This is a genomic window from Chitinophaga pollutisoli (assembly GCF_038396755.1).
Classification (GTDB): Bacteria; Bacteroidota; Bacteroidia; order Chitinophagales; family Chitinophagaceae; genus Chitinophaga; species Chitinophaga pollutisoli.
The window spans coordinates 1,332,955-1,354,390 of the sequence record NZ_CP149822.1 but is presented as its reverse complement, the minus strand read 5'-3'; the positions used below and the strand labels follow the sequence as shown (position 1 = coordinate 1,354,390).

Below are 21,436 nucleotides of genomic sequence, written 5' to 3'. Positions count from 1 at the left end.
GCCCGCATTTTTCCGCCGCTTATCGGCGGAACTTTAATGGACCGCCGGTAAGCGGACTAAAACACGATTAAAACTATCTACGAATGGAGCGCATAGCATATACTGAATCAGCAAAATTATTGGAACGGGCGAAGAAGGTGCTGGCGGGCGGCGTGTCTTCCGAATTCCGGAAGTACAACCACCCCCACGCTATATTTTACACGCATGGCAAAGGTAGCCGCGTGTACGACGTGGACGGCAACGAGTACCTGGATTTTACGTTAAGCCAGGGCCCCCTGATCCTGGGGCACTCCCATCCGCATGTGCTCAAATCGGTCACGGAATATTCGGAACCGGGCCAGCTCTTCGCAGGCCAGCACATCCGGGAGATCGAACTGGCGGAAAAACTATCGGCGCTGGTGCCATCGGCGGAGCTGATGCGTTTTTGCCTCGACGGGTCGGAAGCGGTGCAAACGGCATTCCGGGTGGCGCGGGCGAAAACAGGGAAGCAAAAATTCCTCCGCTTTGAAGGGCATTACCACGGCTGGCTCGATAACGTGGCCTGGGGAATCTCCGCGCCGGACGCGGCATCGCTCGGCCCCCGTGAAGAACCGGTGGCCTGGCCCTGGTCGGGCGGCTTGCCGGAACAGGCCAGGAACGAATTCATCATCCTGCCCTGGAACGACCTTGACCTGCTGAGAACGAAACTCGCATCGCATCACCACGAAATCGCCGGGATCATCACCGAGCCGGTAATGTGCAACAGCGGGTGCATTCCACCGCAAGAGGGCTTCCTGCAAGGGCTTCGCGCATTATGCGACCAATACGGTATTGCGTTGATCTTCGATGAAGTGATTACCGGCTTCCGGTTGTCGATCGGAGGGGCGCAACGGTATTTCGGCATTTCGCCGGACATGTCCATCTTCGCCAAAGCCATGGGCAGCGGTTACCCCATCAGCGCCATCGTGGGCAAGCGCGAATGGATGGGCCTGATCGAAAGCGCGAAGGTGATCCACGCCGGCACGATGAACTCCAGCAACGCCACCATCGCCGCCGCGCTGGCTACGATCGAGGTGCTGGAGCAGGAACAGCCTTACGACCGTATGTTCGCACTGGGCAACCGGCTCATGGATGGTCTGCGCGAAGCGGCGGCACGCCACGGGCAACCGATGCTGGTGCAAGGACCGGGCCCTATGTTCAACACCGGTTTCACCCATCTGGAACAGGTCAGGGATTACCGGGATACTTTTACATACGACAAAGCGAAGCTCGGCAAGTTCATCGCAGGGCTGCACGACCGGAAAGTAAGGGTCATCGGGAGGGGATTATGGTACATCAGCACCGCACATACCGGGGAAGACATAGAGCGCGCCGTGGCTGCGGCGTCCGACGTAATGGCGACGTTGTGAAAACGGCCGCTTCCTCCTGCCGGAAAATGGAATAGTATGTCGGAATACCAAAAATAAAATGTTATATTTAGGTGTATACCAATCTTTTTGGACATGAGGCTGCTACAAACCGAAATCACTCCGTTTATCAACAATTCTCTGTACCTGGATTTTAGGGATCAACCTTTCCTGTCTTCACTGAATAACGAACAGGCGTCGTTTCACAAGCATCCTGAACTGCAACTGACTTTCATCCTGGAAGGCTTCGGCAAAAGGATCATCGGTAACGAAGTCGCGCCATTCGAACCGGGAGATATGGTATTCATCGGTTCCAACGTCCCACATATCTGGCTCAGCGATCCCGTGTTCTACGAAGAAGGGTCCAACCTCCGTTCGAAAGTCATCACCGTGTACATCAACCCGAAAATATTCCAGCAGATGTTCGATTTCGTCAGCGAATTCGACGCCATCCGCGAAATGATCAAACAAGCCTCCAAAGGCATCAATATCTTCGGGGAAACACGGAACGTAATCGCGGAGAAGCTTATCGCCCTGTCTTCCAAAACCGGCTTCGAAAGAGTGCTGGAATTATTGCAAATCATGAATATTATTTCCATCTCCGCGGAAAAAAACCTGATCATCAATAAAGACGTGGAAGAACCGGTTTCGCACTCGGACCGGCTGCTGGAAGTGATCAATTTTATCAAGTTCAACCTGCATGAACAAATCACCCTCGAACAGGTGGCGGAAGTCGCCTGCATGACAGTGCCTTCGTTCTGCCGGTTTTTCAAGAACAAGACGAAAAAGACGTTCCTGCAATACCTGGTAGACCAACGCATGGCGCATGCCTGCAAACTGCTGATCGAAATGGATAAACCGATTTCCGAAGTCGCCAGCCTGTGCGGGTACAATTCCAATTCCCACTTCTGCAAGGTCTTCCGGGAACGCATCGGCCAAAGTCCTTACCAGTACAAATGCAGCATCGCCAAGTGCGCGGACCAATGTTAAACACATCCATCGAGGGGGGTAACAAAGTGATAATTCCGGTTAATTACATGACATTTATTTTTCTCCTGACACATTATTTTTAACCAGCCACCTGTTAACGCACAAGCGTTAGCGATTTTTTCTTTTATTTATACGGAACGTTATGATCAAAGCAATAAAGATATTTATCGCTTGCTGGGCTGTTATTGCCATGCACGGCGCATCCGCGCAAACCGCCGCCACAAAGCCGGCTACAACGGAAAAAATACTGGGCATGTACATGCACCAGCACTGGTCCTACAAACATCCCTACGCCGTCCGCACCTGGACGCTGGAAGACTGGAAAGGATACCTCGACGGCCTCCACCGCCTGGGATACAATTACATCCTCATCTGGCCCATGCTGGAAATCATGCCCGACCCGCTCACGCCCAGCGACGAAGCCAACCTGGCCAAAATCGCGAAAGTGATCGATATGGCGCACCAGGATTACAACATGCGGGTATCCATCGTATTCTGCCCCAACGTTTCGCCCAAAAGCGAAGAGGGACGTAAATACACCTTCGAAGACCGGCCCTTTTTCCATACCGACGACCGGGTAGATCCCGGCGATCCCATCGCTTTCGGTAAACTGATGGAATGGCGCGAGAGGCTGTTCAAACCACTCGCGCAGGCCGACGGGCTCTTTGTGATCGACAGCGACCCCGGCGGTTACCCGCATTCTACCAACATGGAGTTCATTTATATCCTCGGCGCGCACCGCCGGATGCTGGATCGCCTGCGTCCGGGTATCGAAATCAATTACTGGGCGCACTTCGGTTGGGAGTCTTATGGTAACTTCTACGCTACCGGCGAACTCGTGAAACGCGGGCCTGAGGAAATCCGCGAAGCGATGCAATTGCTCGCCAAACAACATTACGAGCCCTGGGGCGTGGCCAACAGCGGCTTCGACGATAACTTCGCCGACCCGATCGGGATGCAGGACAAAGTGCTGGCATTCCCTTACGGCGCCATCGAATACGAGCCGGCGTTCCCGCTCACTATTTACGGCGGCGACCGCGCTTCCGGCGGCGGAAAAAGGGGCGGCAAACGCGGGGTGCTGGGCAATGCGCAATCGCATGTGGTGCAGTTGCCCAATACGTTTGCCTTTGCCCGTGGTGCGCAGGGGAAAAGCGTGGAGAAGGAAGATTACACCGCTTTCGCCAATGAGCTCATTCCCGGCGCCGGGAAGAATATCGTGGAAGGATGGGAAGCGCTGCAGGGCGAAGACGCCGCGCGCATGCGCAAAGCCGCGAAGCAATTGTCGGGCATGCCGAAGAGCGCATTGCAGGGCGGGCCGCTGAAAGGACTGATGTTCGGCGACCCCGCGGGGTTTGTGCGCGACCTGGCGCTGCAACTGAACATGGCGGCATCGCTGTATGAACTGAAAGCCGTTGTGGACGGAAACAAAAACGCAGCGGCCAAAAAGAAGGCGCTGGCGGGTTTCGTGGACGCAGCATCCGCCTGGCAGGGTCAACATGGTTATAGCAATTCCTGGCACTGGCCGCAAATGGAATCCACCCTGCGCAAACTGAATCTGGCGCCGATCAATGCCACTTTGGACACGCATACCTGGACCAGTGAGGAAGGCGCCACGGCATTCGACCGGGTGAAAAACGGCCTGGCGCGCATGGAATCCTTCACGCCGAGGCTTCTGGCAGCTATGCGGCAGGCGCTTGCGGAAATGGGCGGCAGGTAAAATTTTTATAACTTCTACAATCAACAAGCAATATGGCTCACGGCAATATAGTGGTCAACACGATAGAACAGGACCCGGGCAGAAAGCGGGCTCCGGTCCCGAAGGCAGGCAGGTTATATATTTATGCCATCGTGCTGGTGGCATCCATCGGCGGATTCCTGTTCGGATTCGACCTGGTGGTGATCGCCGGCGCGCTGCCTTTCCTGGAAGCGGATTTTAATTTGTCGGCCGCCATGAAAGGGTTCGCCGTCAGCAGTGCGATCCTGGGCGCGGTAACGGGGCCGCTGTTCGGCATGTGGTTCACGGAGCGGCTGGGACGACGCAAAACCATGATGCTGGCCGCGTTTTTCTTTATGATATCCACCATAGGAACCGCCGCCGCCAGCGGAATATGGGACTTCGCGGTATGGCGCTTCTTCGGCGGCGTGGGTATTGGCCTGGCGATGATGTCGTCGCCGATTTATATCGCGGAATTGTCGCCGCCGCACCTGAGAGGCGTGCTGGTGAACGTTAACCAGCTGTCGAATGTGATCGGTATCAACCTGGCGGTGATTACCAGTTATGTCTTTTCCTTCGAAGGATGGGGCTGGCGCTGGATGTTTGCCGCGCAGGCAGTACCGGTGGCGCTGCTCATCGCAGGCTTGCTGCTGATCCCCGAAAGCCCGCGCTGGCTGGCGGCGCGCAACCGTATCGGTGAAGCGCTGAAGGTTTTATCGCGGATCAACGGGCCGGAGCAAAGCGAGCTGGAGATGAAGGAAATTGAAAAAGAACTGAAACAAGAGACGGGCGCTTTCCGGGAATTGTTCCAGCCGGGTATCAAAACGGCTTTGTTCATCGGGATCGTTATCATGATATTCTCGCAGATCAACGGCGTGAATATGATGCTGATGTATGCCCCGAGCATCCTGGCGGAATCCGGTATCAGCGTGGGCTCCAATGCCATCCTCAGTTCCATTCCCATCTATCTGCTTATTTTACTGACCACCATCCTGGCATTCGGCCTGATCCGGCGCTTCAGCCGCCGCGGGCTGCTGATTACCAGCGTGTTGCTCATGGCGCTGGGGCATATCATTATGGCAATTAACCTGCAAATGCACTGGCCGCCGATGTTCACCCTCGTACCGATGCTTATCGGAACCGGATCGTTTACACTCGGGCTGGCGCCGCTCAGCTGGGTAATCGTGTCGGAAATTTACCCGAACCGTATCCGCAGCAAAGCGCTGGCTGTGGTATGCTTCTTCCTGTACGCCGCGTCGTTCGTAACCGCGCAGTTTTTCCCGATGCTGACGGAATGGTTCATTGAAACCTTCGACAGCGCCGCCGGCGTGTACTGGATCTTCGCGGCGATCTGCGCAGCCTGCGCATTGTTCTCCTGGAAAATGGTGCCCGAAACCAAAGGCCTCAGCCTGGAGAAAATAAGTGAGTTCTGGCGCGACCGCCAGCGGAAAGTTTAATACTAAACAGACTTGATATGCGATTGAAAGATAAAGTGGCCATAATTACCGGTGCGGCGCAGTCCATCGGCAAAGCGGTGGCGCTGCGTTTCGCAGCGGAAGGTGCGAAAGTAGTGGTGAATCACCTCGCGCATCCCGAACTGGCGGCGGAGGTGGTGGATCAGATCACCGCGCAGGGCGGTGAAGCCATCGCCATCGCGGCGGATGTGGCCGATGAAGCAGCGGTGGAAAGGATGGTCCGGCAAACGGCGGACCGCTTCGGCGGAGTCGACATCCTGGTGAACAACGCCGCTATCGACCCCCGGAAAGCCTGGCATGAGATCACCGTCGCGGAATGGGACCGGGTGATGACCAACAACGTGCGGTCGCAGTTCGTTTGCGCCAAAGCCGTTTATCCCTATATGCAGCAAAGGAAATATGGAAAGATCATTAACGTGTCGTCGGTCACTTTTTTCGCCGGTACACGGAATTATGTGCATTACGTGGCGTCCAAGGGCGCGGTGATCGGGTTCACGCGGGCGCTGTCCCGGGAGCTGGGCGCCGATAATATTATGGTCAACTGTATCACACCTGGCGCGGTGCTTACCGAAACGGAACTGGAGAAAGTGGGCTCGAAGGAAGCCCAGGAAAAAGCGACAGAATTCCTGCTCGGGGCGCAGGCCATCCCCAGGCGGCAGCAAACGGACGATATCGTTGGCGTGTTCGTTTTCCTGGCGTCCGCCGACAGCGATTTTGTAACCGGCCAGACTTTAAATGCGGATGGCGGCTGGATGATGCATTAGCCGGCGCCGAATGTTAATATCCAATATTTATGACTTACCGTTTTACATGGGTTGTGTTGTGCTGCCTGGTGCTGGGCTGCGCGGCAACGAAGCGCGCAGAGGAACGGAAAAAGCCCGTTGTTTTCATGGGCGATTCCATCACGCAAGGCTGGCAGGCCCTGATGCCGGAATTCTTTACCGGCAAGCCTTTCATCAATAAAGGCATCGGCGGGCAAACGACGCGCCAGATGCTGGCGCGCTTCCAGGCGGATGTGCTGGATTTGCATCCCCATGCAGTGGTGATCCTCGGCGGTACCAACGATATCGCGGGACTTGGTGGACATTTGCCAGTTGATTCGATATTCCAGCATATCGTGAAAATGGCCGCGCTGGCGAAAGCCAACGGTATCAGCGTAATCCTGTGCTCGGTGATCCCCGCCTATGAATATGCCTGCTGCAAATCCGTGAAGCCCGTGCCGCTCATCGCCGCACTGAACGATAAAATCAGTAATTATTGCCGGGAAGAAGGGATTCCATATGTGGATTATTTTCCCGTATTGGCCAATGCGCAACGAGGGCTGGATAGGGCTCTGACGGGGGATGGCGTTCATCCCAACCGCGCGGGATACGAAAAAATGCGGCCGCTGCTGGAGAAAGCCATAGAACGCAGCTATCAATAATCAGAACAAATCAGTTTAAAAATATTGCAAGATGAAGTTACAGTTGAGATTATCATTGATCGCTTTCATGGCGATGTGCCTGGTCACGCAGGTGAAAGCACAGCAAAACGCGAACAGGAAGGAAGTAGGGATGTACATCCACCAGCACTGGTCTTACAACAACCCTTACGCTGCCAGAACCTGGTCTTTGGAGGACTGGAAAGGTTACCTGGATGGCATTCATAAACTGGGATTTAATTCCATCCTGATCTGGCCCATGCTGGAAATTATGCCCAACCCGCTGACGCCCAGCGATGAAGCCAACCTGCAAAAGATCGCCAGAGTGATCGATATGGCGCATGCCGACTACGATATGCGGGTTACCATTGTGTTTTGTCCGAATGTTTCCCCCAAAAGCGAAGAAGGTAGGAAATATACATTCGAGAAGCGGCCTTTCTTCCATACGGACGAGCGCGTGGATCCCGGAGACCCTGTGGCATTCGGTAAGCTGATGGCATGGCGGGAAGAGCTGTTCCGGCCGCTGGCAAAAGCGGATGGTATGTCGATTATCGACAGCGACCCCGGCGGTTATCCCAACTCCACCAACATGGAATTCGTGTACCTGCTGCAAGCCCATCGTAAAATGCTGGACCGCCTGCGCAAAGGTATCCAGGTAGATTACTGGGCCAACTTCGGCTGGCAGTCGTATGGGCATTTTTACGCCACGGGAGAACTGAAGCGCGGCGAGCCCTCCGAAATCATGGACGCGATCAGCCTGCTTTCCCGCCAGCGCATGGAGCCCTGGGGTGTGGGCAGCGGCTACGGTCCGGGTATTGCGGACTCCCTCGGCATGGGGAACCGCGTCATCACCTACAACTACGGCGCGATTGAAGGTGAGCCTTCTTTCCCGTTCACCCTCTACGGCGGCGACAGGGCCTACAACGGCGGTAAGAACGGCGGGCAACGCGGCACGATGGGCAACGCGCAAACGCATTGCATCCAGTTGCCGAACACATTCGCCTTTGCCAGGGGCGCACAGGGCAAACCCGTTGCCACCGAAGATTACATCACATTCGCCAACGATCTCATACCCGGCCAGGGAAAACTTATCGTGGATAGCTGGGAAGCGCTGCAGGGCGAAGATGTGGCGAGAATGAACAATTGCATCAGGAACCTTACCGCCCTGAAACCCGCTTCGCTGAAAAGCGGCCGGCTCGAAGGGCTGCTATTCCGGAATCCCGCGAGGTTCGTGAACGACCTGGTGCTGCAGCTTCGCGTTGTCAGCGCGATGCATGAACTGAAAACAGCATTAAACGGAACGCCGCAGCAGGCTGTCGTGAAAAAGAAACTGGCAGCCTTTATCGCCGCCACAGAAACCTGGCAGGGCACGCACGGATACAGCAATCACTGGTACTGGCCGGCCATGCAGGAAACATTGGCGAAACTCAAATCAAAACAACTCGACGCTACCCTCGCCACCCTCACCTGGGTAAGTGATGAAGGGGAAACGCCTTTTGATAAAGTGAAAAACGGGATGGCGCGGTTGGAGGATTATACGCCCCGCCTGATCAAATCCATGAAAGTGGCATTGCAGGAAATGGAAAATCAAAAGCCATGATCCGGCGCCTGGTAATTGCCTGTTGGATGATAATATGCTTCCATCCCGTGGCGGCACAGGAGAAGGTAAATGAGTTACGGGGGATGTATATCCACCTGGGCTGGTCCTACAACCATCCATACGCCGCGCGGACGTGGACGCTGGACGATTGGCGCAATTACCTCGGCGGGCTCCGGCATCTGGGATACAACAGCATCCTGATCTGGCCCATGCTCGAAACGATGCCCGAGCCGCTCACGCCGGGCGATCAGCGCCAGCTGGAGAAAACAAAAGCGATAATCGAACTGGCGCACCGGGAATTTAACATGAAGGCTTTTGTGGTACTGTGCCCGAACATCCGCGCGAAAAACGAATTGGCGGCGCAATACACATTTGAAAACCGGCCGGTGTATGGTGTGGATGAATACATCGACCCCGGCGATCCGCAGCAGCTGGGTAAGCTGATGTCGTGGCGGGAAACGCTGATGGGCCCGCTCCGGCAATGCGACGGGATTTTCATGATCGACAGCGACCCGGGCGGTTACCCCAATTCCACCAACATCGAGTTCGCCTACCTCATGGCGGCGCACCGGCGGATGTTGGACCGCCTGCGGCCGGGCATTGAAATCTATTACTGGGCCTGGACGGGCTGGGAGTCTTATGGAAGATTCCACGCCACAGGGAACTTCAAAATGGGGCAGCAATCCGAAATACAGGATGCGCTTTCCCTGATCAACCGGCAGCGCATAGACCCCTGGGGCATCGCGACCCATTGGCTGGGCTACGGTGCACAGATCGATTCCACAATGCAGGACCGGGTGCTGGCGTATAACTACGGCGCCATCGAGGGGGAGCCATCTTTCCCGATGACAAATTACGGCCCTGGCGCCCACGATGCGGGAACGCGCAAAGGCAGCCGCGGGGTTTTCGGCAACGCGCAAACGCATTGCATGCAACTGCCCAATACGTTCGCTTTTGCAAGAGGCGCAGCGGGCCTGCCGGCGGAACGTGCTGATTACATCGCTTTCGCCAACCAGCTGATCGGTGGGGCGGGGGATGCCATCGTTGCCGGATGGGAAGCGCTGCAAGGCGCGGATATCGCGCGGATTAAAGCCGCCGAAAAGCAGCTGGCTCGCCTGCAGCAAACAAAGCTGAAGCCCGGCAAATTAAGCGGCCTGCTCTTCGGCGATCCAAAGCGGTTCGTCGGGGATCTGATCGCGCAACTGCGGATGACGGCGTCGCTGTTTACCTTGCGGGACATGCTGGCGAAAAACGCAGACATCCGTTCGGCGGAGAACATGAAAGCATTCACGGAATTTATCGCATCGGCGGATGGATGGCAGCAAAGGCACGGCTATAAAAGCTATTGGCATTGGCCGGCCATGACGGAGACGTTGAAAGCCTTTCCCCTGGCGCACCTGCAGCCCTTCCTGTCGGACCAGCCCTGGTGGGAGCGCGGCGATGGCGCCACGCCGGCCGAACGCACGGCCGATGCCTATGAAAAGGTGCAGACCTACACGCCCCGGCTCCTCAACGCCATGAAATCGACTTTGGCAGATTTGAAAACGAAATAGCTGCAGTTATATGAAAAACATAGCATTATTTGTCTTGTTGATTTGCATCTCCGGCGTATGGAATGCCTGCGCGCAGCAAAAGCAGCAAGCAGGCATTCCCACGGTGGGTTTATATGCCTTCCATCCTGCGGGGGAGCAGCATTATCGCTTCTGGAAAGCCTGTGGGTACAATACCCTCCAATTTATCGATATCGCTGTATCGCTGCCCAGGGCTGAACACGCGGCGTTTTACGAACGTATAGCGAAGGGCATCGCGGATGCGCAGCGTGCCGGCTTCAAAGTGGGCGTCATCATCCAGTCGAATATTTCTCCCCACCCGTTGCAATGGTGGGATACTTTCAACCCGAATAGCAAAGATTCGATGGCCATGCGCCTCGATGATATTGCCACAGGCGTGAAGTTGCTGTCGAAGGCGGATTTCTTTTCGTTCTTCGGCGGTGATCCCGGCGGTGCGCCTGTGCCCCTGGGCCGCAGCGGCATCGAAAAATGGATGGAGATGTCCGGTAAAGTGCAGGCGATCGTCAGGAAGGAAGCGCCCCAGGCTTTCTACAACGCCAATATCTGGGCCGTCACCCATTGGGATGATAAAACGATCAACCCCTTTTACGTCGATTTTTGGGACAAGGAAGTGGCTTACGGAAAGATGATCGCCACCAACGAGCGTTTCATAACCAAAGATTGCGGCATCGAATTCCCTTTGCATAATTATTACCGCTCCCTGGCTTTCAAAGCTTATGCGGACGCCAAACGCGATCCGGAGCCATATCCCGTGGCCGCCGATGTCGAAAAGCTGAAGGCGCGCGGTGTGAAACATTTGTGGGGATGGGCGCATTTCCTCATCGATGAAGTGGACGACGGCTACACCGGATACAGCGGGCAGAAACACCCCACCCAGGCGGAGACCCGTTACCTGCACCGGATCGTTTCCGATGCACGGAACGCGGGGTTGAACGGGATCTTCAGCTTTACCGACGGTCCAGGTTCCGAAATTGAGGCCATGAATGTGTACGCCTTCGGAATGTTCTGCCAGGACCCTTCCCGGACGCCGGAACAATCGGTGAGCGAATTCGCCGGCTTCATCGCCGATAGCACTTCGAAACACTCGCTGGAGCAGGTCATCCGGTTTATTGAGAACCGCAGCACCTGGGAAGCCAGCATTCCTGAAAAATACCAGGTGAAGAAATTTGATTGCGATTTGAAGGACGCTAGCCAGGCCCTGCAGGCGCTGCTGACAGTCCGCGCAAACCCGCAGCCGGGGTTTCCCTTGCCGGAGGCGCCCGATAAATATATCGAAAGGCTCCGCAGCCGTTTGGAAGATATCAAAATAAAAGATGACGCATCAATATCCAAAAATTAACAGGCAACGATGAGTACATTAAAAAAGCCTTGCATCTGCAAGGCTTTTCCTGTTGTGGGGAAAAAGTTCAGGGAAAGATGCCAAGCTCACTGTACGCCGTGGCCACTTTATTGATCGCCACCACAAATGCAGCTGTCCGCATGTCGGGAATGGCGGGGTTAGCCTCCCAGGCGTCCATGATCTCCCTGGCCCCTGCGATCATCGTTTCTTCCAGCCCGCTGTACACCAGGTCGGTTTCGTTGGCGCCGTACAGGATGCTTTGGCGCGCGGCTGCGCTGATCTGTTTGCCGGAAAGTTCCTCCATCTGCTCGATCATCCGCGTGTTCATGTGTTCTGTAAAGCGTTTCTCGATCCGGCCGTACCGCACATGGCTCAGGTTCTTCAACCATTCGAAATAGGAAACGGTAACGCCGCCCGCGTTCAGGTAAATATCGGGGACTACAAGTGAGCCTTTGTTGGCGAGGATCTCGTCTGCGCCCGATGACACCGGCCCATTAGCCGCTTCCCCGATGATTTTCGCCCGGATACGGTGCGCGTTGCCGATGGTGATCACCATTTCCAGCGCGGCGGGGATGAGAATGTCACAGGGGTATTCCAGTGCTTCGGAAGTGTTAAGGAAATGTTTGGCGGAAGGAAAGTTCAGGATAGAGCGCGTGGCGTTGCGGTGTGCAAATACGGCATCCACGTCAAGGCCGTTTTCGTTGTAAATCGCGCCTTCAAACTCAGCGATGGCGACAATGATAGCGCCTGCCGATTGGAGATATTTCGCGGCGTGGTAACCCACGTTCCCCAATCCCTGCACCACTACTTTCTTGCCCGCGATCCCCGGTTCCAGGCCGATGCGTTGCATCACGGCGGGCATCCGGCAGATTTCCTGCAACCCGTAAAACACGCCCAGCCCCGTAGCTTCCTTGCGGCCGCGGACGCCACCCTGGGCCAGGGGCTTGCCCGTCACCGCACCCAAAGCGTTGATCTCGCCCGGGTGCAATCCCTGGAAAGTATCCGCCATCCACGCCATTTCCCGCGCGCCAGTGCCGTAATCCGGCGCGGGCACGTCAATACCCGGACCAATAAAGTTCTTCCGGACCAGCTCCGCCGTATACCGCCGGGTGATCCGCTCCAGTTCTTCCACCGAATATTTTCCCGGATCGATTTTGATGCCGCCTTTCCCGCCGCCGAAGGGCACGTTGGCGATGGCGCATTTGTAAGTCATAAGAGATGCGAGGGCTATCACCTCGTCCTGGTTCACCTCGGCAGCAAAACGGATGCCGCCTTTGCTGGGCGTTTTATGCTGCGAATGCTGCGCCCGGTATGCCTCGATCACTTCAATCTGCCCGTTGTCGCGGCGAATGGGGAATTTCATGCTGTACACAGCGTTGCAGGCTTTGATCTGTGCCAGGATGCCGGGGTCCCAGTTTGTAAATTCCGCGGCTTTGTCAAAGCAGTTACCCACGCTTTGCATAAAGCCTTGCTCGTTTGCTGTCATTGTTGATGTAGTTTATTGTACGTCGGTGTTGTGAAGGGGGATCATCATTTCGTCGGCCAGATATAGTATCGACATGTAATTCGCTTTCACGGCTTCCGATAGGGCGATCTCGCAGGTTTTGGTGGATGAATAGCAGCCGTCGAACGTGCCGCTTTGTACTTCCCTGGCTTCCTGCAGCGTGGCCGACAGCGTCAGCTGCGGGAACAGGAAACCACGGTCGCCCGCCATGCCGCAGCATCCGGCGGATTTGGGCACTGTCACCTGATTCGCGAAGTGCCGCGCCACCCGAATGAATTTATCCTGCGTTTTCATTTTCTCAAGCGAGCAAACGGGATGCAGCACAATGTTGCGCGTATTGGCACGCGCGCCCACCACGGGCACCACCATGTCGTGCAGGAAGTCCACCGAATCGAGGATGGTCAGCTGGTCGAAACGCAATTGGTCGCCTTCATCCAGTACACCGCGCATCGTTTTCAGGGTGTAGGCGCAGGAGCTGACGTCCGTTACCACCGGCAGCGCGCCTTGGCGGGTGCTTTCCCATAATTGCCGCATGATCTTGCGGGCGGTAAAGGCGTACGCGGGCAAGAATCCTTTGGAAGAGAAGATTTGCCCGCAACAGCTACCGTAAATATCCCGGGGAACAATCATGTCGATCCCCGCTTTGGCGCAAACGCTGCCGAATGTTTCCATCAAATCTTTCTTTTCTCCTGCATAAGTGCCCATCGCCCGGGAGATGCAGGCGGGGAAATAGACGACGGCTTTACCGGAATTTGATGTGTGTATATTCGGGCGCAACTTCGCCGGCGGCCTCGCATCCGCCGGCCAAACGGGCAATGCGGGGATCGCTTTGCGGAGTAGTTGCGTTATGCCGGTCATGGTGCCGCTTCCGAAGGTGGCGTTGATTTTCGCCCCCAATCGAAGTGCGTTTCTTACCATCCATTCCACCGATTTAAACTGCCGCGCAATTACCAGCGCGAGTGTATTCGCGGCAGGGGAGTGGTTTTCGCGCCGCAGGCGTTTGACCAGGTCGCCGGTATTGATGTCGACTGGGCAGGCAGTGGCGCATAAGCCGTCCACGGCGCAGGAATCCAGGCCTTCGAAACGGAATGCTTTTGCCAGCGCGCGGTGTTGCCGCTTGTCGCCCGAAAGCTCCAGGTTTTTAAGCGCCCGCCGCAGAACGATCCTCCTGCGCGGCGTGGCCGTGAGGTCGCGGCTGGGGCACCGGTGTTCGCAATAGCCGCATTCGATGCACCGGTCCACTTCCGATTCCACGGCGGGCAGGCTTTTGAGGTTTTTGATATGCACATCGGGATCATCGTTGACGATCACGCCCGGGTTGAAGATCCCTTGCGGGTCCACGGCGTTTTTTATCCGTTTGATGATCGCGTAAGCATCTCCGCCCCATTCCGTTTCAACGAATGGCGCCATATTCCGTCCGGTGCCGTGCTCGGCTTTTAAAGTGCCTTCGTGCCGCAGCACCATGTCCACTACGTCCCGGATGAAGGCGTCGTAGCGGTCGATTTCGACTTGCGAATTGAAGGACTGCGTCACCACGAAATGAATATTCCCGTCTTTCGCATGGCCGAAAATAATGGCGTTCTCGTACCGGTGCTGCCGAAACAGCGCCTGCAAATCCGCGATGGCTTCACCGAGCTTTTCGATGGGGAACGCCACGTCTTCCAGCACCACCGTGGTGCCGCTGGCCCTCACCGCGCCCACCGCGGGGAAAAGGCCCTTCCGGACTTTCCAGAGAAACTGCTGTTCCCCGGCTTCGGTCGTGAAGATGGGGGTGTTGAGGAGCGATAACTGCGGCGCCTGCGCCAGGAAGGCCTCCACTCTTCGGTCCACCGCTTCCGGACTGTTTTCCTGGAATTCGATCAGTAGCGCTGTGGCCGCATCCGGCAGGGTTTTGACGATGGCGGGCATCCCTTCCAGGTTTTCAACGGCGCGGAGCGAAGCCCTGTCCATCAGTTCCACCATCATCGCCCCCAGATCGGTCAGCGGCCGGATGGCCTCGCAGGCGGCGGCGATGGTCGGGAAATACAGCAGCGCTGTGGCTTTGTGGGGATAGTCCGGCACGGTGTCCAAAACAGCCTCCGCGATGAATGCCAGCGTTCCTTCCGCACCGATAAGCAGGTGCGCCAGGATGTCGAGCGGATGTTCGTAGTCGATGAATGCATTCAGGGAATATCCGATCGTCGTTTTCGCCTGGTATTTCTTCCGGATCTTTTCGAACAACAAAGCATCGGCCCAAATATCCCGCCGGATAGCTTTCAACGTGCCACACAAATCCGGGCAGGCTGTTTCGAACCGCGCGTAATCTGATTCATTCTCGGTATTGAAAAAATTGCCGTCGGGCAGCATGAAGCGCAGATGCCGGACGGTGTGATATGAATTCTGCTTCACTCCGCAACACATGCCGCTGGCGTTGTTCGAAAGGATCCCGCCGATCATGGCGGCGCTGATGCTGGAAGGGTCGGGCCCGATTTTCCGTTGCTGCTTTTTGAGGTAAGCATTCACCATGGCGCCGGTGATACCCGGTTGCACCCGTACCCGCGCGCCCTCGTCTTCGATGGATATTTTCTTCCAATGCAGGCTGAGGTCTACCAATATCCCGTCGGTAATGGATTGGCCGGAAAGGCTCGTGCCGCCTGTCCTGAAAACCAGCGGGATCCCGTGGCGCCGCGCAAACCTGGAAAGCAAGGTGATCTGCTCCTCGGTTTCCGGTTGCACCACGGCTTTGGGAACGAGGTGGTAAAATCCGGCGTCGGAAGCGAAAGACACCAGGTCGATATACCTGTCCCGGATCAGCCGTTCGGGCAGGATTTTTCTCAATTCACTGAGCATGTCTGTTGTTTAATGGCGAACGATGGTCAGGCGGGGATGCAAACCTGTTTTTGCTCCCCCAGTTCGTCGATGCTTACTTCCACGATATCGCCTTCCCGGAGAAACTGCTGCGGGTTCATGCCAAGCCCGACGCCCGGCGGGGTGCCGGTGTTGATAAGGTCGCCGGCTTCCAGCGTCATGAATTGGGAGAGATATTGGATGAGGTGATAACAGTCAAAGATCATGGCGTTGGTATTGCCTGTCTGCATCCGCTTGCCGTTCACGTTGAGTGACATGGACAGGTTATGGATGTTGAAAACCTCGTCTTTCGTAAGCAGGTAAGGCCCGAGCGGGTTGAAATTGTCGCAGGACTTGCCCTTGGTCCACTGCCCGCCCCGCTCCAGCTGAAATTCCCTTTCCGACACGTCATGCGAAATGCAGTAACCTGCGATGTATGATTCCGCCTCTTTTACGGTGGACAGATAACGCGCGTCCTTCGCCAGTACCACGCCCAGCTCTACTTCCCAATCCGTTTTTTTGCTGTTCCGCGGGATGAGGATAGGATCATAGGGCCCCACCACGGTGTTGGAGCCTTTCTGGAATAGAATGGGCTCGGCCGGGATGGCCATATTGCTTTCTTTCGCGTGGTCGGAATAGTTCAGCCCGATGCAAAGCACTTTCCCCGGCCGCGCTACGCAGGATGCCCACCTGGCGCCGTCTTCCACGGCAGGCAATTGGGCGCCGTTCGTTTCCAGGAAGCTGCGCAGTTTGCCGAGCCCGTCGTTGCGGAAGAAGGCGCTGTCCCAGTCACGGAAAACATGCGACAGGTCTTTACGTTCCCCGTTCAGGAGAATACCGGGCTTTTCGTTGCCCGGGTTGCCGAAGCGTATGAGTTTCATGTTGAATTCGGTTTAGTGGTGGCGGAATACCGCGGGGCTCATCCCCTGGAATCCGCAGTTTTTAATCACGAACAGCGAACCTGCCAGGGGTTGTTCGTCGTGTTGTTTTTCGTTGAGGCCGATGCTGGCGGAAGTGATGTAGAGGTCTTGCAGGTTTTCGCCGCCGAATGTGCAGGAGGTGACAAACGCTACCGGCAGCCGGAAGCTGTACAGCTTTTCACCGGTAACCGGGTTCCAGCGGGCCACCTGCCAGCCGTCCCAATGCGCGATCCAGAGCATGCCTTCGTTGTCTATCGTCATGCCGTCGGGGAGGCCTTCTTTCTCAGGAATGGGGAACGCCGATCGTTTGGGGCCGATTCGCCCCGTTGCGGTATCGTAATCAAACACCGCCACTTCGAAGGTTGGTGTGTCGATGTAATAAAACGTGCAGCCATCGGGGCTCCAGGCCATGCCGTTCGACATGGTGATCCCTTGCAATTGCGTCGTACACTGCAGGTCGTGATCAAGCAGATGGAGATTCCCTGCCTGCTTTTTATGGTTGAGCGCCGTGCTGCCGATGAGGAAACGCCCTTCCGGATCGCATTTCCCGTCGTTATAGCGGTTCTGCGGCAAATGCGCTTCCGGGTGATGGAGGAGCCGGATACTGCCGTTCGATCTGCCGACAAACGAAATACCTTCCCGCAGGCCGGCGATGAAATCACCGTTTTCGCAGATAGCGATGGCGCCCACCAGGCTGTCAACCTGGTGGGTATGGTGGAGTTTTCCGGGGGGTGATACGTGTGTATCCGTCCGTTCAGTATATCGACCCAGCAAATGGTGCTTGTTTTTTCGTCCCATACCGGGCCTTCGCCCAGCAGGCAACAATGCGGCACCACCACTTCGCAGGGTTGCGCACTTGTTGTTGTAATCATATGACTTGGCTTTTAGGTGTGCTGAGGCCGCTTCTTCCGGCTTTCGGTTTCGATTTTATGAATGGCAGCATTGGTTTTCAGGAACGAATCCGGGGTGATGGATAATGTGTCGATACCCTGCTCCACGAGGAACTGCGCAAAATCCGGGAAGTCGGAAGGCCCCTGCCCGCAGATCCCCACTTTGATCTTCGCCTTTTTCGCCGCCTGGATCAGGCGGATGATCATTTCTTTCACCGCGTTGTTGCGCTCGTTGTAAATGCTCGCTACGAGCGAGGAATCGCGGTCGAGGCCCAGTACCAGTTGCGTGAGGTCGTTGGAGCCGATGGAGAACCCGTCGATATGTTTGGCGAACTCGTCAGCCAGGATGATGTTGGAAGGGATTTCGGCCATAAGATAGACCTGCAGACCGTTTTCGCCGCGCTTCAACCCGTATTCCTCCATCACCTTATACACCGCGAACAGCTCTTCGACCGTCCGGCAGAACGGGATCATCACAATCACGTTATCCAGCCCCATTTGCTCGCGCACCTTTTTGATGGCGTGGCACTCCAGCCCGAAGGCTTTCTTGTACGTTTCCGAATAATAGCGCGAAGCGCCGCGCCAGCCCAGCATAGGGTTTTCTTCTTTCGGTTCGAAATATTTGCCGCCGAGGAGATTGTAATACTCATTCGTTTTGAAATCGCTGAACCGCACGATCACCGGCGATGGATGGAAAGCCGCGGCGATTTTGCCGATCCCGTAAGAAAGCTTTTCGATGAAGAAATGCTCGCCGCCGTCAAAACCTTTCGTCAGCTGTTGGATCCTGGCGGTCAGTTCCGCATCGTTGAGCGAGGCGTGGTGCATCAGCGCCAGCGGATGCGCCTGGATATAATTGTTGATAATAAATTCCTCGCGCGCCAGGCCCACGCCCTTGCCGGGTAAATGCGCGATATGGAACGCCTGCGATGGCGACGCTACGTTGAAAAGGATCGTGGTATCCACCTGCGGGATGTCTTTGATATTGGTTTCCACGAGGGAATATGCCAGTTTACCTTTGTATACCTCGCCCTCTTCGCCGCTGGCGCAGGAAACGGTTACTTCCAGGTTGTCTGTCAGGATTTCGGTGGCGTTGCCGCAGCCCACGATGGCCGGAACGCCCAGCTCCCGCGCGATGATCGCCGCGTGACAGGTGCGGCCGCCTTTGTTGGTAATAATCGCGGATGCCATTTTCATGATGGGTTCCCAGTCGGGGTCGGTCATGTCGGTTACCAGCACGCTGCCTTTCCTGAACTCGAAATGTTCTCCGATCCGCTTGTCGAGCGAATACATGATGTGCACCGGCCCATACCCGATTTTGTTCCCCACCGCAATGCCTTTCAGGATCGGTTGCTGACCGTCGAAATCTTCGCTGAGCTTATAGTCTACGAGCAGCGCCGCGTCTTTCCGGGAATGGATCGTTTCCGGGCGGGCCTGTACGATGAAGAGCTTCCCGCTGAGGCCGTCGATGGCCCATTCCACGTCCATCGGGCACCAGTGGCCGCGGAGATTGGAGTAATATCCTTCAATGATGCATACCCATTCCGCCAGCTGCAGGATCTGCGCGTCGTTCAGGCAGAATTGGTTTTGCTTGGATTTATCTACCGGGATGGTTTTGACACGTTCGTCGGGATTATCGCCATACACCATCATCTGGTCTTTCACTCCGATTTTCTTTTCAAGAATGGAAGGAAACCCTTCTTTCAGTTTCGGCTTGAAGACGATGAACTCATCCGGCGATACACTTCCCTGCACCACCATTTCTCCCAGTCCGTACGAACCATTGATCACCACTACGTTTTTGAATCCGGATTCGGTATCGAGCGAGAAGGCGACGCCGGCGCTGCCCAGGTCGCTGCGGATCATCTTTTGTATGCAAACCGATAATCCCACCTTGAAATGATCGAAACCGAAAGTGCTGCGATAACTGATGGCGCGGTCTGTGAACAGCGACGCGAAGCAGTTCCGCACGGCGTCCATCAGCGCTGCGGGGCCGCGCACGTTCAGGTAAGTTTCCTGCTGGCCGGCGAAGGAGGCGTTGGGCAAATCTTCAGCGGTAGCGGAAGACCGGACGGCCACATCCGTGGTTTCCTGGCCGTAGGATTGGGATAAAGTGTAGTAGGCATCGATGATTTTCACACTCAGCTCCTTGGGAAAGGGACTGTTCCGGATGAGCTGGCGCACGGAGAGGCCCGCGCGGCGCAGCGATTCCACATTGTCGTGATCGATGTCGTTGATCAGGTCCCTGATCTTTTTGTCCAACTGATTCTGGACGATGAATTGGGTGTACGCTTCCACGGTGATGACGAAGCCGCCGGGGATGCAGATGCCCAGGCCTGACAAGTGCTGCATCATTTCACCGAGCGACGCGTTTTTCCCTCCCACGGAAGGAATGTCGTTGATACCCACACTATTTAAATCCAGTATCATTTTATCAGCATGCATAATTTTGAATCAATTTATTTCAAAATTAGGGGCGATTGGATCGCGTTAATGTATGTATGTTGTCAATCTTTATCGACATATTACCTCCCTTCCGTAAAGCTTCGAAATGCAGCAGGGCAGCAGCGTACGGTGTAAAAATTACATTTCTTTACGGCGGGAAAAACGGGCGGGTAACTATTTGATACTTTCCGCTAATATCACGACATATTCCGTTTGTGATATCAGTAATTTAGTGTTGCTGGTTCTGTGGCCGTTTTTGTTTCGATACCATCACCATGAACATTCAACCAAATTCCATACGGCTGGGCAATAGCCGGAGTATACTGGAGATAGACGCGTGCGGCGGTGCTTTTACGAATTTCCGTTTACGGCAGGAAGGACTGAATCCTTTGAGTTTTATGTATCCCCTGGATGGGGTTGCCTCCGCTTGTGGACAAGCGGCGTTCAAGGGGCACTTTTTGTGCCTGGGCCGCTGGGGAGACCCATCTGCCGCTGAGCGCGCGGCAGGGGCCATCAAGCACGGTGATTTCTTCGTCCGCCAATGGGAGGTGTTGCCGCCGTACAGCGATACGCAGGTACGCATGCGGGCCATCAGCCCGGTGGAAAAGCTGCAGGTGGAACGGAAAGTGACGCTGGATGAAAGCGCGCCGGTGTTTTTTGTAAATGAAACGGTCACCAACGTAGGTGTTGCCGGGAGATGGTATAATATGGTGCAGCACCCGACCATCGCCGCGCCGTTCCTGCATGAAGGCACGCGCGTGTTCGCCAATGCGGACGCGGGGATTTGCCAGGAAGCAGATACGGCCGTCCGTTCGCAATGGCCGGTGGGCCAAACGGGAACGGGGGAAGCGGTGGACCTGGGGTTTTCCCATCTGCCCGATCATCATGTTTTTTCATTTATCGTAAAACCAGGCGCGTCGTTCGGCTGGCTGGCCGCCTGGTCTCCGGCGGACAGGTTGCTGATCGGTTACATCTGGCCGCGGGCGGATTTCCCGTGGATCAATTGCTGGCAGCATGCTGAAAATGGAAAGATGCTTTACCGCGGACTGGAATTCGGCACCAGTGGTATCCACGCGCCGCTGGATGAAATATTGCAATCCGGCAGGTCGGAATTGTTCGGGGAGAAGACAGTGCGGTTCCTCGGGGCAGGGGAGCACATCACCTCCCGGTATGCAGCCTTTCTCGTGAAAACGGAAGAATATATGACCGCCGTAAACGACATCAGGATAACAGACAGGAAAATCATTGTACAGTGCGACAACGGGCAGATCGCCATCGCATTGCCGGCGCCGCTGCCGCAGCTTTAATTCGCACGGGTCCGTTTCTCTACACTGGTTAAAACCACACATCCCCATTTCCG

General features: G+C 55.8%; 14 protein-coding genes and 1 pseudogene. 10 read left to right on the top strand and 5 right to left on the bottom strand.

The window, feature by feature from the left end; translation table 11 throughout:
• Positions 1-83: 83 nt before the first annotated feature.
• From WJU16_RS05580 to WJU16_RS05540, 9 genes are all read left to right on the top strand, one after another.
• Positions 84-1,388, top strand: coding sequence for an aspartate aminotransferase family protein (locus WJU16_RS05580; RefSeq protein ID WP_341837336.1), 1,305 nt, complete (start codon positions 84-86; stop codon positions 1,386-1,388).
• Positions 1,389-1,481: 93 nt separating this feature from the next.
• Positions 1,482-2,375 carry an AraC family transcriptional regulator gene (locus WJU16_RS05575; protein WP_341837335.1) on the top strand — a complete coding sequence of 298 codons (894 nt, stop codon included), beginning with the start codon at positions 1,482-1,484 and terminating at the stop codon, positions 2,373-2,375.
• A gap of 142 nt (positions 2,376-2,517) precedes the next feature.
• The gene (locus tag WJU16_RS05570) at positions 2,518-4,092 is read left to right on the top strand and encodes a hypothetical protein (protein WP_341837334.1); all 1,575 of its coding nucleotides are present in this window, start codon (positions 2,518-2,520) and stop codon (positions 4,090-4,092) included.
• A 32-nt stretch (positions 4,093-4,124) separates the two neighbouring features.
• Positions 4,125-5,546, top strand: coding sequence for a sugar porter family MFS transporter (locus WJU16_RS05565; RefSeq protein ID WP_341837333.1), 1,422 nt, complete (start codon positions 4,125-4,127; stop codon positions 5,544-5,546).
• 17 nt (positions 5,547-5,563) lie between these two features.
• The gene (locus WJU16_RS05560) at positions 5,564-6,328 is read left to right on the top strand and encodes a glucose 1-dehydrogenase (protein WP_341837332.1); all 765 of its coding nucleotides are present in this window, start codon (positions 5,564-5,566) and stop codon (positions 6,326-6,328) included.
• Positions 6,329-6,357: 29 nt separating this feature from the next.
• On the top strand, positions 6,358-6,987 hold the full coding sequence (locus tag WJU16_RS05555; protein WP_341837331.1) for an SGNH/GDSL hydrolase family protein: 630 nt from the start codon (positions 6,358-6,360) through the stop codon (positions 6,985-6,987).
• A gap of 31 nt (positions 6,988-7,018) precedes the next feature.
• On the top strand, positions 7,019-8,584 hold the full coding sequence (locus tag WJU16_RS05550; RefSeq protein ID WP_341837330.1) for a hypothetical protein: 1,566 nt from the start codon (positions 7,019-7,021) through the stop codon (positions 8,582-8,584).
• 26 nt (positions 8,585-8,610) lie between these two features.
• Complete coding sequence (locus WJU16_RS05545) at positions 8,611-10,137, top strand: hypothetical protein (protein ID WP_341837329.1); 1,527 nt, start codon at positions 8,611-8,613, stop codon at positions 10,135-10,137.
• Between the two features lie 10 nt (positions 10,138-10,147).
• Entirely contained in the window at positions 10,148-11,494 is a 1,347-nt protein-coding gene (locus WJU16_RS05540) for a hypothetical protein (protein ID WP_341837328.1), read from the top strand.
• Between the two features lie 67 nt (positions 11,495-11,561).
• On the opposite strand, the gene WJU16_RS05535 is transcribed toward WJU16_RS05540, so the two are convergent.
• From WJU16_RS05535 to ppsA, 5 genes and pseudogenes are all read right to left on the bottom strand, one after another.
• Positions 11,562-12,980: a Glu/Leu/Phe/Val dehydrogenase gene (locus WJU16_RS05535; RefSeq protein ID WP_341837327.1), complete on the bottom strand. Its 1,419-nt coding sequence runs from the start codon at positions 12,978-12,980 to the stop codon at positions 11,562-11,564.
• A gap of 12 nt (positions 12,981-12,992) precedes the next feature.
• Entirely contained in the window at positions 12,993-15,827 is a 2,835-nt protein-coding gene (locus WJU16_RS05530) for an FAD-binding and (Fe-S)-binding domain-containing protein (protein WP_341837326.1), read from the bottom strand.
• A 26-nt stretch (positions 15,828-15,853) separates the two neighbouring features.
• Complete coding sequence (locus WJU16_RS05525) at positions 15,854-16,705, bottom strand: fumarylacetoacetate hydrolase family protein (protein WP_341837325.1); 852 nt, start codon at positions 16,703-16,705, stop codon at positions 15,854-15,856.
• A 12-nt stretch (positions 16,706-16,717) separates the two neighbouring features.
• Positions 16,718-17,616: pseudogene (locus WJU16_RS05520) on the bottom strand (SMP-30/gluconolactonase/LRE family protein).
• 12 nt (positions 17,617-17,628) lie between these two features.
• Positions 17,629-20,061, bottom strand: a complete 2,433-nt coding sequence (ppsA, locus tag WJU16_RS05515) for a phosphoenolpyruvate synthase (RefSeq protein ID WP_341837323.1) — start codon at positions 20,059-20,061, stop codon at positions 17,629-17,631.
• 290 nt (positions 20,062-20,351) lie between these two features.
• Between ppsA and WJU16_RS05510 the strand changes: the two genes are divergently transcribed.
• Entirely contained in the window at positions 20,352-21,383 is a 1,032-nt protein-coding gene (locus WJU16_RS05510) for a hypothetical protein (RefSeq protein WP_341837322.1), read from the top strand.
• Positions 21,384-21,436 lie beyond the last annotated feature (53 nt).

Coding starts and splice junctions, on each gene's coding strand:
- WJU16_RS05580 (WP_341837336.1), top strand. CDS start 84: ATGGAGCGCATAGCATATACTGAATCAGCAAAATTATTGGAACGGGCG.
- WJU16_RS05575 (WP_341837335.1), top strand. CDS start 1,482: ATGAGGCTGCTACAAACCGAAATCACTCCGTTTATCAACAATTCTCTG.
- WJU16_RS05570 (WP_341837334.1), top strand. CDS start 2,518: ATGATCAAAGCAATAAAGATATTTATCGCTTGCTGGGCTGTTATTGCC.
- WJU16_RS05565 (WP_341837333.1), top strand. CDS start 4,125: ATGGCTCACGGCAATATAGTGGTCAACACGATAGAACAGGACCCGGGC.
- WJU16_RS05560 (WP_341837332.1), top strand. CDS start 5,564: ATGCGATTGAAAGATAAAGTGGCCATAATTACCGGTGCGGCGCAGTCC.
- WJU16_RS05555 (WP_341837331.1), top strand. CDS start 6,358: ATGACTTACCGTTTTACATGGGTTGTGTTGTGCTGCCTGGTGCTGGGC.
- WJU16_RS05550 (WP_341837330.1), top strand. CDS start 7,019: ATGAAGTTACAGTTGAGATTATCATTGATCGCTTTCATGGCGATGTGC.
- WJU16_RS05545 (WP_341837329.1), top strand. CDS start 8,611: ATGATAATATGCTTCCATCCCGTGGCGGCACAGGAGAAGGTAAATGAG.
- WJU16_RS05540 (WP_341837328.1), top strand. CDS start 10,148: ATGAAAAACATAGCATTATTTGTCTTGTTGATTTGCATCTCCGGCGTA.
- WJU16_RS05535 (WP_341837327.1), bottom strand. CDS start 12,980: ATGACAGCAAACGAGCAAGGCTTTATGCAAAGCGTGGGTAACTGCTTT.
- WJU16_RS05530 (WP_341837326.1), bottom strand. CDS start 15,827: ATGCTCAGTGAATTGAGAAAAATCCTGCCCGAACGGCTGATCCGGGAC.
- WJU16_RS05525 (WP_341837325.1), bottom strand. CDS start 16,705: ATGAAACTCATACGCTTCGGCAACCCGGGCAACGAAAAGCCCGGTATT.
- ppsA (WP_341837323.1), bottom strand. CDS start 20,061: ATGATACTGGATTTAAATAGTGTGGGTATCAACGACATTCCTTCCGTG.
- WJU16_RS05510 (WP_341837322.1), top strand. CDS start 20,352: ATGAACATTCAACCAAATTCCATACGGCTGGGCAATAGCCGGAGTATA.